At 68.6% G+C, this 14771-nt stretch carries 9 protein-coding genes; 6 read left to right on the top strand and 3 right to left on the bottom strand.

Annotated elements, in window-relative coordinates; translation table 11 throughout:
• Positions 1-77: 77 nt before the first annotated feature.
• Both ACEN98_RS18875 and ACEN98_RS18880 read right to left on the bottom strand, forming a co-directional pair.
• Positions 78-2537 (bottom strand): ATP-binding protein, encoded by a 2460-nt coding sequence (locus tag ACEN98_RS18875; protein ID WP_413386393.1) that lies wholly within the window; start codon positions 2535-2537, stop codon positions 78-80.
• Between the two features lies 1 nt (position 2538).
• Positions 2539-3741 (bottom strand): ABC transporter substrate-binding protein, encoded by a 1203-nt coding sequence (locus ACEN98_RS18880; protein ID WP_413386395.1) that lies wholly within the window; start codon positions 3739-3741, stop codon positions 2539-2541.
• A 265-nt stretch (positions 3742-4006) separates the two neighbouring features.
• Between ACEN98_RS18880 and ACEN98_RS18885 the strand changes: the two genes are divergently transcribed.
• Together ACEN98_RS18885 and ACEN98_RS18890 are read left to right on the top strand one after the other, a co-directional pair.
• Positions 4007-5644: a methyl-accepting chemotaxis protein gene (locus ACEN98_RS18885; protein WP_413386397.1), complete on the top strand. Its 1638-nt coding sequence runs from the start codon at positions 4007-4009 to the stop codon at positions 5642-5644.
• 260 nt (positions 5645-5904) lie between these two features.
• Complete coding sequence (locus ACEN98_RS18890) at positions 5905-7512, top strand: methyl-accepting chemotaxis protein (RefSeq protein ID WP_413386399.1); 1608 nt, start codon at positions 5905-5907, stop codon at positions 7510-7512.
• A gap of 1 nt (position 7513) precedes the next feature.
• On the opposite strand, the gene ACEN98_RS18895 is transcribed toward ACEN98_RS18890, so the two are convergent.
• Complete coding sequence (locus ACEN98_RS18895; RefSeq protein ID WP_413386401.1) at positions 7514-7981, bottom strand: host attachment protein; 468 nt, start codon at positions 7979-7981, stop codon at positions 7514-7516.
• Between the two features lie 115 nt (positions 7982-8096).
• Between ACEN98_RS18895 and ACEN98_RS18900 the strand changes: the two genes are divergently transcribed.
• The 4 genes from ACEN98_RS18900 to ACEN98_RS18915 all read left to right on the top strand — a co-directional run bounded on the left by ACEN98_RS18900 (position 8097) and on the right by ACEN98_RS18915 (position 14771).
• The gene (locus ACEN98_RS18900) at positions 8097-8297 is read left to right on the top strand and encodes a DUF2905 domain-containing protein (RefSeq protein WP_371765055.1); all 201 of its coding nucleotides are present in this window, start codon (positions 8097-8099) and stop codon (positions 8295-8297) included.
• 132 nt (positions 8298-8429) lie between these two features.
• Complete coding sequence (locus ACEN98_RS18905; RefSeq protein ID WP_413386403.1) at positions 8430-11063, top strand: TonB-dependent receptor; 2634 nt, start codon at positions 8430-8432, stop codon at positions 11061-11063.
• A gap of 17 nt (positions 11064-11080) precedes the next feature.
• Positions 11081-13492: a family 20 glycosylhydrolase gene (locus ACEN98_RS18910; protein WP_413386405.1), complete on the top strand. Its 2412-nt coding sequence runs from the start codon at positions 11081-11083 to the stop codon at positions 13490-13492.
• Positions 13485-14771: an MFS transporter gene (locus ACEN98_RS18915; RefSeq protein WP_413386407.1), complete on the top strand. Its 1287-nt coding sequence runs from the start codon at positions 13485-13487 to the stop codon at positions 14769-14771. The genes ACEN98_RS18910 and ACEN98_RS18915 overlap by 8 nt, the downstream gene beginning before the upstream one ends.

Raw genomic sequence — 14771 nt, forward strand, 5'->3', positions numbered from 1 at the left:
CGGGAGCGTTGACGTTGGCGCCATGGTCCCCCGATCCACCCATGCCGTCAAACCAATGCGGCGCAGAAACACCGGGGTCAGAGCCCGGTTTCAGGCAATTTCTCAAAAACGGGCTCTGACCCCGGGTTGACGTCCAGCAAAGGCAGCGTCACCGTGAACGTGCTGCCGCGCCCCGGGCCGGCGCTGGCGGCGTCGACCTGGCCGCCGTGCAGTTCGACGAGCTTGCGCACCAGGGCGAGGCCCAGGCCCAGGCCGCCCTGGGCGCGGTCGAGCGTGCGCGAGGCTTGCGTGAACAGGTCGAACACGACCGGCAGCAGGTCGGGGCCGATGCCGTTGCCGTTGTCGCGCACGGCCAGGAAAGCCTGGCCGTCGGCGGCTTCCAGTTCGACCTCGATATGGCCGCCCTCCGGCGTGTACTTGGCCGCGTTGGTCAGCAGGTTCGCGACCACCTGCACGAGGCGCGTGTGGTCGCCGTCCACCATCACGGGCGCTGCGCCGAGCGCGACGTCGAGGCGGTGGCGGCGCGCGTCGACGAGCGCGCGGACCTGTTCGGCGGCCTCCGCGACGACGCGGCGCAGGTCGATCGGCCGCCTGGCCACGGCGACGAGGCCGCGCGTGACGCGCGAGACGTCCAGCAGGTCGTTCACGATGTGGCGCATGTGCGCGACCTGGCGCGCGATGATGTCGCTGATCTGCTTCACGCGCGGCTCGCCCGCATAGGCCAGGCGCAGCATGTCGGCCGCGCTGGAGATCGGCGCCAGCGGGTTGCGCAGTTCGTGCGCCAGCATGGCGAGGAATTCGTCCTTGCGCCGGTCCGCGAGCTGCAGCGCTTCTTCCGCGCGCTTGCGCTCCGTGATGTCGATCGCGACGACGTGCACGACGGTGCTGCGGCCGTCGGCGCCGAGGCCGAGGCGGCCGCGCATGTCGATCCACGCGAGCCGGCCGTCGTCGGCGCGGCGCACCCGCGGCGTGGCGCGGTATTCGCCGCCGGCGCGGATGGCCTGTTCGACGGTGTCGCGCAGGGGCTGGCGGTCGTCCGGATGGACGAGCTTCTGCAGCTCGGCGATGTTGTGCCAGTTCTTGCCGAACACGCTGTGCAGGTTGGCCGAGAAGGTGACCTGGCCGCTGTGCGGATCGCGCTCCCACACGGCCATGCGGGCGGCGACGAGGCCCTGCTGCAGGCGCTCCTCGCTGTAGCGCACGGCGCGTTCCGCCCGTTCCAGCGGGGTGACGTCGGTGCAGGTGCCGAACCACTGGACGATCTGGCCGGCCTCGTCGCGCAGCGGCGCCACCGACGTGAAGAAGCTGCGGTAGCGGCCGTCGGCGCCGCGCAGCGGGAAGGTCATCTGCGCCATGTTGCCGCTGGCGAGGGCTTCCTTCCAGCGCCGCATCACCTGCGGCAGCACTTCGGGGTCGTGATAGCGGTGCCACTCGTCGGCGCCGGTGGTCCCCGGCGGGCTGCCCGTGAATTCATGCCAGCGGTCGTTGAACCAGACGATGTTGCCTTCCGGGTCGGCCATCCACACGAGTTGCGGGATGTTATTCGCGAGCTGCAGGAACTTGCGGCGTTCTTCCTCCAGGTGCGCGCGCTGTTCGTACAGGCGGTCGAGCATGCGGTTGAGCGCGCGCGCCAGGCTGACGACTTCGCGCGAGCCCTCGAGCGGCGCGCGCTGGGTGCCGATGTCGTCGCCCAGGCTGACGGAGAACGTCTCGAGGCGGCGCAGGTCGCGCGTGAGGCCGTGCGCCAGCCGCGCCGCGAGGATGAACACCACCAGCGCGAGCAGGCAGGCGACGACCAGGATCAGGAGGTACTGCGGCCCGGACGTCTCGAGCGGCAGCGGCAGGCGGCGCTCGTCCTCGCGCAGCACGAGGCCCACGTGGGCCAGGCGCGGCGGCAGCGGCACGGGTGCCGCGATCTCGTGCGGCCCCGCCGCCTTGTCCGCGGACGCGGGCGCGAGCACGGCCCACGACGTGGGCTTCAGGTCGGCCAGCCTTACCTTGTACACCAGGGCGCCTTCCGGCGTGCGCGTGCGCTGGTAGCGCAGCAGCACGACGCCGAGCAGCTCCCCGCCGTCGGGGCCGGTCTGCAAGACGGCCCGTTCGTCGCCGTTTGCCAGACGTGCGCGCAGCCACGCCATGTCGGCGTCCGTGAAGCCGGGCACGCCGTTGTCCGCGATTTCCTTGCCCTCGAAATCCGTGAACAGCAGGCGCAGCGGAATGCCGTTCATCTGGCGCAGGCCGTGCAGGAACGGCGTCAGGTAGGTTTCCTTGCCGGCGCTGTCGACGAGCGCCGTGGCCAGGATCGGGCTCGCACCTACTTCGTGCAGGCGCGTGACGACCGCTTCCAGGTTGTGGCCGACGGTCGTGGCATGGAATGCGACCTCGCGCTCCTGCAGCAGGGCGTTGGCCTGCGCGCGCTGGTGGTCGATCAGCCAGAACGAGACGCCGGCGATGAGCAGCACGGCCGCCGCCGTCAGGATCGCGGCCGCGTTCGCGAAGCGGCGCGCCAGGCTGGCCGGGGTGGAGGCGTCGATCATGTCAGTCATCCGCCGGCACCAGGACGCCGTCCGCGCGGTAGCGCGCCAGCAGCAGGTCGTCCGGGCCGAGCGCTTCGTGACGGGCCGGCGTGAACGGCGGCGCATACGTCTTGACGAGGCCGCGGACCGTGCCGAGACGCTCGAGCGCGTCGCGCACGGCCTTGCGGTCGGTGCTGCCGGCGCGGTCGATCGCGAGCGCGAGGATGTGCGTGAGGTCGTAGGCGTGCGCGGCGCCCACGGGACCCTTGATGTCCTCGATGCGGCGCACCTTCGACACCTGCGCCGCGCTGGCGAGGAAGCGCTCGACGCGGGCCGGGTCGGCGCGGAAGAAGCTGAAGGTCTGGATCACGGAAAAGTCGACCTGCTGCAGCGCCGGTCCCGCCTGGGCCGCGAATTCGCCGCCCGTCACGCCCCAGTGGCTCAGGATCGGCAGGCGTTGCGCTTTCGGCAGCGCGGCCACTTCGCGCACGAGGATCGCCGCCTCGTCGTCGTTGGCGACGAGGACGATGGCCTGGGCGCCGGCCGCGCGCAGGTGCTGGTAGTTGTCGACGAGGCTCGTGTCGCGCCAGTTGTACCACGAGGTGCCGACGAGCTTCAGCGCGGGCAGATTCTCGGCCGCGCGGGCCGCCGCCTGGGCATTGCTGCGGCCCCAGGACGTGTTGGTCAGCAGCAGGCCGATGCGGCCGAGGCCGCGCCGGTGCGCCGTCTGCAGCAGCTTCGGCATGGCCAGCGAATCGCGCAGCGACAGGCGGTACACGTAGTTCGGACGCATCTCGTTGTCGACGATGATGTCGGCCGACGACCACGGCGCCATGAACAAGGTGTGCGTCGACCGAAGGGTCGGCAGTTCCTCGATGACGACGGGGCTGAAGCGGCCGCCGAACACCGCCACGAGATCGGGCATCGCCGCGAATTCCTGGATGTTGCGGATGCCGCGCGCCGGGATCGACCGATGATCTTTCGTCACGACCTGCAACGGCCGGCCGTGCAGCACGCCGCCCGCCGCGTTGATCTCGGCGATGGCCGCGCGCATGCCCAGTTCGACGGCCTGGGCCGATGTCGAATTGTCCAGTCCGAATTCGCCGTCGATCCCCAGCAGCACGGGCAGCGGCGCGGCCGCGCGGGCCGTCGTCAGCAGCCCGGACAACGGCAGGGCAGCGAGGAACCGGCGGCGGGACGACGAAGGGTAATTGGATGCGGACATTGGCAATCGCTGATGTGACAGAGCGGAATCTGGAATTCTAACGTTTTAGCGGCAGGCTTTACCTCATTCTGCGACGAAATAGCGTTGCGGTGTCGCAACTTAATGTTCCGTGGATAAATATGGCGTGTATCATTAAATCGTGACACGGCCCCGCCCACGCAGGCGCGGCACGTGCGGGCCCCATCCTCGCCCTTTCACCGCGCCGGCCCGCCGCCACGACCCGCCGCGCGCATCCGCCGCTTTACCGTTTTCCGTCGAGGTGCACATGCATATCCAGAATCTCAAAATCGGGGCCCGGCTCGGCCTCGCGTTCGCCGCCGTGCTTGCACTGTCGGCCATGCTGACCGTGGTCGGCGTGCTGCGCCTGCAGCAGGTGGTCGACGCGACCGCGGACATGGACGCGTCGATCAGCAAGACCCGCCTGGCCGACCGCCGGCTGGCCAGCACCCGCATCAACCGTGCCCTCACCGAAGCGCGCCTGCGTGCCATCGACGCCCAGGACCGTGAGCGGATCAACGCCAAGATGAAGGCGAACAGCGAAGAGATCAGCCGCATCGACGAAGAATTGCAGCGCCTCGTCGCGAGCAAGGAAGGGAAGCGGTTGTTCGCGACCCTCAGCGAGCGGCGCAAGGCCTACACGACGGCGCGCAAGAAGCTGTTCGCACTCATGGAAAGCGGCACCGTCGACGCGGCCGCCATCGAGCGCGCGGCCGATGCCGGCATGAATCCGGCGCTTGCGGCGTACGAAGCGGCGGCGGCCGACCTGGCCGAGCACCAGAAGAAGGGCGTGGACGACGCCAAGGCGCGCGTCGAGGGCATCGCGGCGAACGGGCGCCTGCTGCTGGTGGGCGTCGGCATCGCGGTCGTGCTGCTGGGCGCGGCGCTGGCGTGGTGGCTTGCGCGCAGCATCACCGGCCCGCTGCGTCGCGCGATCACCGTCGCCAACGCCGTCGCGCAGGGCGACCTGACGGCGCGCATCGACGTCGCGAGCCGCGACGAGACGGGCGAACTGATGATCGCGCTGCAGACGATGAACGCGAACCTGAACGCGCTGGTGACGCGCGTGCGCAGCGGCGCCGACACCATCGCCACCGCCGCCGTCGAAGTGGCCACCGGCAACCACGACCTGTCGGCGCGCACCGAGGAGCAGGCCAGCGCGCTGGAGGAAAGCGCGGCGTCGATGGAAGAATTGACGGGCACCGTGCGCCAGAACGCGGAGAATGCCCGGCAGGGCAACCAGATGGCCGCGTCGGCATCGAGCGTGGCCGTGCGCGGCGGCGACGTCGTCGCGCAGGTGGTCGACACGATGGGCGCGATCGACGCGTCGTCCAGGAAGATCGTCGACATCATCGGCGTCATCGACGGCATCGCGTTCCAGACGAATATCCTGGCCCTGAACGCGGCCGTGGAAGCGGCGCGCGCGGGCGAGCAGGGCCGCGGCTTCGCCGTCGTCGCGAGCGAGGTGCGTACGCTGGCCCAGCGCTCGGCCGCGGCGGCGAAGGAGATCAAGGAACTCATCGGCGACTCCGTCGAGAAGGTCGCCGCCGGTTCGCGCCTGGTGGGCGAGGCCGGCACGACGATCCAGGAAGTCGTCGCCAGCGTGCGCCGCGTCTCGGACATCATGGCCGAGATCTCGGCCGCGTCGGGCGAGCAGAGCGCCGGCATCGAACAGGTCGGCGCCGCGATCCAGCAGATGGACCAGGTGACGCAGCAGAACGCGGCATTGGTCGAGGAGGCCGCCGCGGCCACCGAATCCATGCAGGAACAGGCGCGCAGCCTGGCCGAGGCGGTCAGCGTGTTCAAGCTGGACCACGCGGCCGCGGCCGCATCCCGTGCGCCGTCCCGGCCACAGCCGGCACTTGCCACACGTCGCCCGATAGCCGCCGGCGCCAAGGGTTTTTAAGCGACAACGCTGGCCTCGCGCCCGCCGCTCTGCCTTCCGGCAGCGGCGGGCGTTGCCGTTTACGGGTGTGTATTTTGCGCCATGATGGTGCGTATTGCCGCACTGAAATAGGGATATTGGCTCGAATTCGGTGCAGATGGATGAAGATCGAGTGATTTTGTGGATGGATGGCAACAAATGAGTACCGGTGGCCTCTGAACTGCTCTACAGTTTGGTAGCGCCACCATACTTACAGACAGTCGCTTTTGCCTGCCATTGCCATGTTCAAACATCTCAGTATCAAGACTCGTCTCATCTTCCTGACCGTACTGTTGAGTGCGGTTTCCATCGTCGTCGGCGTCGTCGGCCTCGTCAACCAGGGCGCCACGAATGCCGCGCTGGGTACCGTCTACAACGACCGGCTGGTACCCCTCAGCCAGCTCAGCCATATCTTGTCGCTCATGCAGCAGAACCAGAACGCCCTGTCGAGTGCCGCACTGGCGGCCGAGCCGGACAATGGTCCCGTGATCGCGGAAGTCGAAGCACGCATCCAGGAAATCAGTATGCTGTGGGACCGGTACAAGGCAACCTACCTGACGCCGGAAGAACAAGTCCTGGCGCGGACGTTCATCGAGAGCCGCCTGACGTTCGTCCGGGAAGGCCTCAAGCCGACCATGGCCGCGCTGCGAGCCAACGATGCGGACGAGGTCCGGAAGCTCGTCAAGGGGCCGCTGGCGTCGCGCTATCTGCCGGCGCAAAAGAACATGCAGGCGCTCGTGCAATTGCAGCTGGACGTGGCGAAAGCGCAATACGACGCCGCGCTGGCACGCTACGAACGCACGCGCAATCTCTCGATCGCCCTGGTCGTCATCGGCGCGCTCGCCGGTGCCTGCGTCGCCGCATGGCTGATCCGCGGCATCGGCGCATCGCTGGCCGAAGCCTTGCGCGTGGCACGCAGCGTGGCGGCCGGCGATCTCACGCAAACCGTACACATCGAGCGTAACGACGAGATCGGCGAGCTGCTCGGCGCGCTGCGCGCCATGAACGCATCGCTGGCGGACATCGTCGGCGAAGTCCGCGGCGGCACCGATACGATCGCGACGACCTCGCGCCAGATCGCGGCCGGCAACCAGGACCTGTCGGCGCGCACCGAGCAGCAGGCGTCGTCGCTGGAAGAAACGGCCGCGTCGATGGAAGAGCTGACGTCGGCCGTGAAGCACAACGCGGACAACGCGCGCCAGGCGAATGCGCTGGCGGAAGCGGCGAAAGGTGTGGCCGAACGCGGCGGCGCCGTGATCGACGGCGTGGTCGGCACGATGGGCGAGATCAGCGACGCGTCGCGCCGCATCGCGGAGATCGTCGGCGTCATCGACGGCATCGCGTTCCAGACGAATATCCTGGCGCTGAACGCGGCCGTGGAAGCGGCGCGCGCGGGCGAGCAGGGCCGCGGGTTCGCCGTCGTGGCGTCCGAGGTGCGCAACCTCGCCCAGCGCGCGGCCGGCGCGGCGAAGGAGATCAAGGGACTCATCGAGAGTTCGGTCGAGCGCGTGGAGACGGGTGGACGCCTCGTGGGTCAGGCCGGCGCGACGATGCGCGAGATCGTCGACAGCGTGCGCCGCGTGACGGACATCATGGGCGAGATCACGTCGGCCAGCGCCGAACAGACGGCCGGCATCGGCCAGATCAACGTCGCGGTGGCGCAGATGGACCAGGTCACGCAGCAGAACGCCGCGCTGGTCGAGGAAGCCGCCGCGGCGGCCGGCACGATGCACGAACAGGCACAGCGCCTGGCGGCGTCGGTCGGCGTGTTCCGTGTGGCCGCGCGGCCGGCGCAGGCCGCGCGGCCAGTCGCGGACGCTCAGCCGCGTCCGGCACTGGCGCGGGCGTGAATCAGAACTTGGCCTTCTGCGCCTGCAGCTGTTCGCGCAGCTGGTGCGCGTTGAAGTGGCTGTAGTCCTTGTTCAGTTCCAGGTCGACGAGCGGCTTGAGCTGGTTGTCCAGCTGGCCGCGCAGCACGCCGAGGAACTTCGGCTCGGCCACCAGTTCCAGTTTCTGGAACCGCTGTTCCTGCCAGCCCTTCAGCAGGTAGTTGCAGATGTCCTTCGCAAAGAACTCGGCGTCGTGCTGTTCCGGCGTCTGCGCCGGCTGGTACTGCTTGTTCGGCGTGGCGCCGCCCGTGTTGTGGATGCTCTGGCCGGCCGAGGTCGGACCGAGCCGGTCGGTGTTGATGTCGATGTCGCGCAGGCGCGCGTTGGCGCTGACCATGTCCTCGACTTCGATGTAAGGCTGCTTGGGGTCCGATTCGGCGAAGATGCGGGCGCGGCCCGCGTCGGCGGATACGATCCAGGTGGTAGGCATGCTTTCCCCCTTTTTCCAAAAATAAACTTGAAGGTGTAGGCCCCGCCGGGGCCATACAGGCTGAGGGGAAGTCTAGCGCAACCAGGATTTTCACGAGGTACGCTAGACTGGCGCCATGCAAAAACTCCTCATCGTTCTCGGTCTCGTGCTGCTCGCCGCAGGGCTCCTCTGGCCCTGGCTGCGCCGGTTCCCGTTCGGCCGCCTCCCCGGCGACATCCACGTCGTCCGCGAAGGTTTCTCCTTCAACTTCCCCATCGTTACCTGCCTCGTCATCTCGATCGTCGTCTCGATCGTGCTGTGGTTCTTCCGCCGCTGATTAGCAAGATTTGACAAACACGGTCGGAATTTCAACGAGACAATGCGCCCCATACGAAGACGAGAGACGCTGCAGCGTCCACGAATTCGAAACTGGCAAGGTTCTTTGATTACCACAGTTTTGGGAGAGCACATGAGACAGTCGATGGGACGGACCGCGATCGCGGGCGCGGTGACGATATTGGTAATGGGCATCGCGGCACAGGCGCGCGCACAGGACGGCGGCACGCCGGACGCGCAGACCGTGATCGTGACGGGCGTGCGCGCGGCACTGGAACAGTCGCTGCGCCAGAAGCGCAACGCGGACGCCGTCGTCGAGGTGGTGACGGCCGAGGACATCGGCAAGATGCCCGACAAGAACGTGGCCGACGCGATCCAGCGCCTGCCGGGCGTGAACACGCAATCGTCCGCGGGCGGCGAGGGCGGCTTCGGCGAGAACGACCGCGTCAGCCTGCGCGGCACGAGCCCCAGCCTGCAGCAGACGCTGTTCAACGGCCACGCGATCAGCACGGGCGACTGGTTCGTTCTGAACCAGTACGGCGGCAACGTGGGCCGCTCGTCGAGCTTTTCGCTGCTGCCCTCGGAACTCGTCGGTTCCATCGTCGTGCAGAAGAGTGCCACCGCCGATCTCGTCGAAGGCGGCGTATCGGGCGCCATCAACGTGATCACGCGCCGTCCGCTCGACTTCCGCCAGCCCCTGACGGTGGAAGCGTCCGTGCAGGCCAACTACAACGACCTCGCGAAAAAAACCGAGCCGCAGGTGTCGGCCCTCGTGAGCTGGAAGAACGCGACCAATACGTTCGGCGTGCTGCTGCAGGGCTTTTCGGAAAAGCAGAGCGTGCGCCGCGACGGCCAGGAGATCCTCGGCTACACGCCGATCAGCGCGACGAGCGCCGCCGCCATCGCGAATCCTGCGCTCGCGGGCGTGAAGGTCCCGACCTTCATCGGCGCCGCATTCTTCGAGCAAAAGAAGAAGCGTGAAGGCGGCGCCTTCGACATCGAGGCGAAACCCACGCGCGACATCGGCGTCGACCTGAACGGCTTCTATTCGAAACTGAGCGCGCCGCACCAGAACACCAACTGGCTGGCCGCGCCCGCGAATTCGATCAACAGCGCGAACCTGATCCCGGCGCGCCCCGTGATCCGCAACGGCACGCTCGTCGGCGCGACGTTCTCCAGCAACTCGGGCGAGGTCGACAACATCTACCGTCCGGATGCGGGCGGCGAATCGTGGTACATCGACCTGAACGGCCGCTGGCGCGTCAACGAGGACCTGAGCTTCACGGGCAAGATCGGCCGTACGCACGGCATCGGCTGGGACCACGGCGACGTCTACTACCAGAACAACGTCGACGGCGGCATGATGTACGCGCTGAACGGCATGACGCCGGCGACCGTCAGCTACCCGGGCGGGAACACGACGAAGCCGGGATCGACGGCGTGGGCGGGCGGCGGCGAGGCGCAGTCGGTGGACAAGGAAAAGTATGCGCAGGTCGACGGCACCTGGCGCGTGCGCGACAACCCGTGGCTGCAGGGCGTCCGCTTCGGCGCGCGCTGGACGGACCACAAGCGCACCGCCGAGCACCCGCTGGAAACGCGCCCGGGTCCGAACGGCTTCAGCAATCCGGGTCCGGTGTGGAACGGCGAGATGTACCCGGGCGACTTCGGCTCGGACCTCGGCGGGAGCGTCTTCAACAACTACTTCAAGTACAGCGGTGCCGCCCTCGGCGCCTGGGGCGCGGTGCCGGGCAACCGCCTGCTGGACTTCACGTTGCGCCACAACTGGCTCGACGAATTCAAGGTGGGCGAGAAGACGGCGGCCGTCTACGGCATGGCCGACATCGGCGGCGACAACTGGAGCGGCAACTTCGGCCTGCGCGCCGTCGAGACGCGCCAGACGACCGTCGTGAACCTGCCGGGCGGCCAGAATCCGGTCACGGGTTCCGCGTTCGGTCCGTACACGCCGACGACGTACGAGCGCAAATACCGCGACTACCTGCCGAGCGCGAACGTGAAGTTCGACGTGTCGTCAAGCCTCGTCGTCCGCGCCGGCATCGCCAAGACGATGGCGCGTCCCGACTACAGCGCGCTGGGCGGCTCCGTGTCGCTGAACGACGATGCGCTGTCGGGCAGCGGCGGCAACGTCAAGCTGGACCCGATCCGCTCCGTCAACTACGACCTGTCGGCCGAGTGGTACTACATGCCGAAGGCGATGCTGTCGGCGGGCCTGTTCTACATGGACTTCAGCTCCATCGTCGCGCAGGGCACGAGCACCGGCAGCTACTACAACAACAAGCGCGGCGCGTTCACCGACTACCAGATCACGTCGCCGTACAACACGAGCGCCACCAACAAGGGCATCGAGCTCTCCTGGCAGCAGCCGTTGTGGAACAACTTCGGCCTGCTCACCAACTACACGTGGGCGGACGGCGAACTGGATGGCGGCGGCGAGATGCTCAACGCGTCGAAGAACACGTACAACGTGACGGGCTACTACGAGAACGACCGTTTCTCCGCGCGCCTCGCGTACAGCTACCGCTCCTCGTACAAGGCGGGCGTCGACCGCGGCGCGAGCCAGCACGTGGACTCGATGCCGTCGCTGGCGGCCTCGGTGAACTTCAAGATCAACGAGCACCTGACGGTCACGTTCGACGCGCTGAACCTCACCAACGAGACGATCAAGATGTACGCCGAGAACAAGGACCAGCCGCGCGCGTTCTACTCGAACGGCCGCACCTTCTACCTCGGCCTGCGCGGCAAGCTCTGATCGTGTCGCAACGGGAGATGGTTGCCGGTGCGCCGGCCGCCGTGACGTGGGCGTGCGTGTCCAACCTCGTCGCGGACGACGTGTTCGCGGCGCGCCTGACGCTCACCAACGTGTCGGGCGCGCCGATCGCGGCGGGATGGACCGTGTACTTCAACGCGTGCCGGCGCGTGCTGGCCGGCAGCGTGAGCGCGGGCTTCGACCTGGAGCACGTGAACGGCGACCTGTTCGCGCTGCGCCGCACGGCGCCGTCGCCGTGGCAGCCCGGCGAGATGCTGGACGTGCGCTACGAGGCGCAGTTCTGGGCCATCAGCCTGACGGACGCGCCGCTCGGCTTCTATCTCGTCGAAGCGGACGGGCGCACGGTCGACCTGGGCGACGCGGACGTCGCGCCGTTCGCGCGGCCGGAACAGCTCCAGCGCCATGCGCGCGACGTACTGCCGCCGGCCGACGCGGCCTGGCGCTGGCGCGAGAACAGCGGCCTGCGCCTGCTGCCGGATGACGACGTCGGGCGCATCACGCCGACGCCCGTCTCGGCCCGGTTCACGGCGGTGCGCAGCCGGTTGTCGGCGTCGAGCGAGATCATGGCCGGCGCCGCGCTGGCCGGCGAAGCGGCGTTGCTGCGGGCGCTGCTGGACGACCTGCCGGAGGGCGACGGCGCGCGCATCCTGCTGGAGATCGGCAGCGTGGCCGCGGACGGGGCGGAGGCCTACCGCCTCGACATCGGCCCCGACACGATCCTGATACGCGGCGCCGGCGCGCACGGCGTGTTCAACGGCATTCAGACACTGGCCCAGTTGCTGGATGCGGACGGCTGTCTGCCGTGCGGCCGCGTGCTCGATGCGCCGCGCTTCGGCTACCGCGGCATGATGCTCGACGTGGCGCGCCATTTTGCTTCGGTGGCCACGGTCAAGCGCCTGCTCGACTGCATGGCGCGTTATAAACTGAACCGGCTGCACCTGCACCTGACGGATGATGAAGGCTGGCGCCTCAGGATCGACGCGCTGCCGGAGCTGACGGAGATAGGCGGCAAACGGGGCGCGGCCTGCGGCCACACGCTGCCGCCATCCTTTGGCTCGGGCGCGGACGTGGACACATCGTCCGGCACCGGCTATTACGACGCGGACGACTTCATCGGCATCCTGCGCCATGCGCACGCACGCCACATCGAGGTCATCCCGGAATTCAACATGCCGGGCCACGCGCGCGCGGCCGTGCTGGCGATGCGCGCGCGCCACGACCGCCTGCGCGCGCAGGGCGATATCGAAGGCGCGGAGCGCTACCTGCTGAGCGACCCGTACGATGCCTCCGTCTACGAATCCGTGCAGCTGTGGCGCGACAACGTGATCTGCATCGCGCTGCCGTCCGTCGACCGCTTCATCGACACCGTCGTCGCCCACGTCGCGGCGCTGTACCGCGAGGCCGGCGTGCCGCTCAGGACGATCCACACGGGCGGCGACGAGGTGCCGCTGGGCGCGTGGGAAGGCTCGCCGCGGTGCCGGGCGCTGATGCGCGAGCGCGGCTGGACCCGTATCGCGCAGCTGCAGGCGGATTTCGTCGATCGCTGCCGCGCGATCCTCGCGCGCCACGGCCTCGCGTTCGCGGGCTGGGAAGAGACGGCGCTCGTGTACGAGGACGGCGGCCCCGGTTTCCAGGTCTATGCATGGAACAACGCGTGGGGCTCGGGCAAGGAAGACGTCGCGTACCGTCTCGCCAATGCGGGCTATGACGTCGTGCTGGCGAATGCCGCGAACCTGTATTTCGACCTCGCGTATGCGAAGGATCCGCAGGAGCCGGGTTATTACTGGGCCGGCTTCGTGGAGACGCGCCATGCGTTTGGCTTCTGCCCGCTGGACATGATCGTCAGCGCGGCCGCCGACCCGATGGGGAGAAGCGTGCCGCCCGGGCGGCTGGCCGCGATGACGCGCCAGACGGCCGAGGGCCGGCGCCGCGTCAATGGCCTGCAGGGACAGCTGTGGGGAGAGAATGCCCGCTCGCGCGACCGCATCGAATACCTGGCCGCGCCGCGCCTCGTGGCGCTGGCGGAGCGGGCGTGGGCGCCGGATCCCGGCTGGTGCGCGATCGACGATGCCGGGGAGCGTACACGCGCCATGGACGACGCGTGGAACGAATTCGCCAACCGCCTCGGCCAGCGCGAGCTGGCACGGCTCGACCGCGCGCCGCTGGCCTACGGCTACCGGCTGCCGCCGCCGGGCGCCGTCGCCGATGGCCGGACGTTCCACGCGAACGTGGCCCTGCCGGGCCTCGCGCTGCATTACACTCTGGACGGCAGCGAGCCCGATGCCGCCAGCCCGCGCTACACCGGACCGGTGGCGGCAGGGCAGGGCGCCGCCGTGTTCAAGGTCGCCACCTTCGACACGCGCGGCCGCAAGAGCGCAACCGTCGTCATCGCACTGGATTCCCATGGATAGCATCCGTCCCGACCACCTGACGCCCCAGGCGCACCGGCACCCGCTCGCGTGGGTGCCCACGCTGTACCTCGCGCAGGGCCTGCCATTCTTCAGCGTCGCCCTCGTGGCGGGGCTGATGTTCAAGAGCATGGGCGTGCCCAACGAGCAGATCGCACGGTGGACCGGCGTCCTCGGCCTCGCGTGGGTGTTCAAGGCATTGTGGAGTCCATTCCTGGAACTCGCGCCGAGCAAGAAGCGGGTCGTCGTCGTGCTGCAGGTCACGGGCGGCATCGCGCTCGCGGCGCTGGCCCTCGCGCTGCAGCTGCCCGCGTGGTTCGGGCTGGCGATCGGGCTGCTGGCCATCGTGTCGTTCGCGTCCAGCACGCACGACATCGCGGCCGACGGTCTATATATCGCGAACCTGTCCGAGCGCCAGCAATGCGCGTACGCCGGCTGGCAGGGCGCGTTCTTCAACGGCGCCAAGTTCCTGTCGCTGGGCGGGCTCGTGATCCTGGCCGGTTTCCTCGAACAGCGCATCGGTCCCCCGGCCGCGTGGGCCACCGTGTTCGGGGTGCTGGGCGCCTTGCTGGCGGGGCTCGGGCTGTATCACGTGTGGGCGTTGCCCGAGACCGTGAGGAGGGGCGCCGGCGCGTCGATGCGTGGCAGCGTGGACGTATTGGTGGACGTCGTGCGCGCATTCTTCGCCAAGCCGGGCATCTGGATGGGCATCGTGTTCATCCTGCTGTTCCGTCTCGCGGAAGGGCAGGTGCAGACGATCGGCCCGCTGTTCCTGCGCGATGCGCGCGCGGCCGGCGGCCTTGGCCTGTCGACGCAGGAAGTGGGCGCCATCTACGGCACGGCCGGCACGGCGGCCTTCCTGGTCGGCAGCATCCTCGGCGGCTGGTTCACGGCGCGCGTGGGCCTGAAGCGCGCGATGCTCGTGCTGATCCTCGCGATGAACGTGCCGAACCTCGTGTTCTGGTACCTGAGCGCGGCGCAACCGTCGCACCTGGGCCTCGTCATGGCGGCGTTGTCGACCGAGATGTTCGGCTACGGGTTCGGCTTCGTGGGCATGATCCTGTTCATCATGCAGGTGATCGCGCCCGGCCGCTACCAGACCGCGCACTACGCGCTGGGGTCCGGGTTCATGCAGCTGGGCTTCGTGCTGTCGAAGGTGGTCAGCGGCGACATCCAGCATGCGCTGGGCTACCGTCACTTCTTCCTGTGGGTGGTGTTGTCGGCGCTGCCGGTGCTCGTACTCACGCGGTTCGTGAACATGGCGCCGGCCGCGCAGGACTGA

Source organism: Massilia sp. CT11-137 (assembly GCF_047302885.1).
GTDB lineage: Bacteria > Pseudomonadota > Gammaproteobacteria > Burkholderiales > Burkholderiaceae_D > Telluria > Telluria orientalis.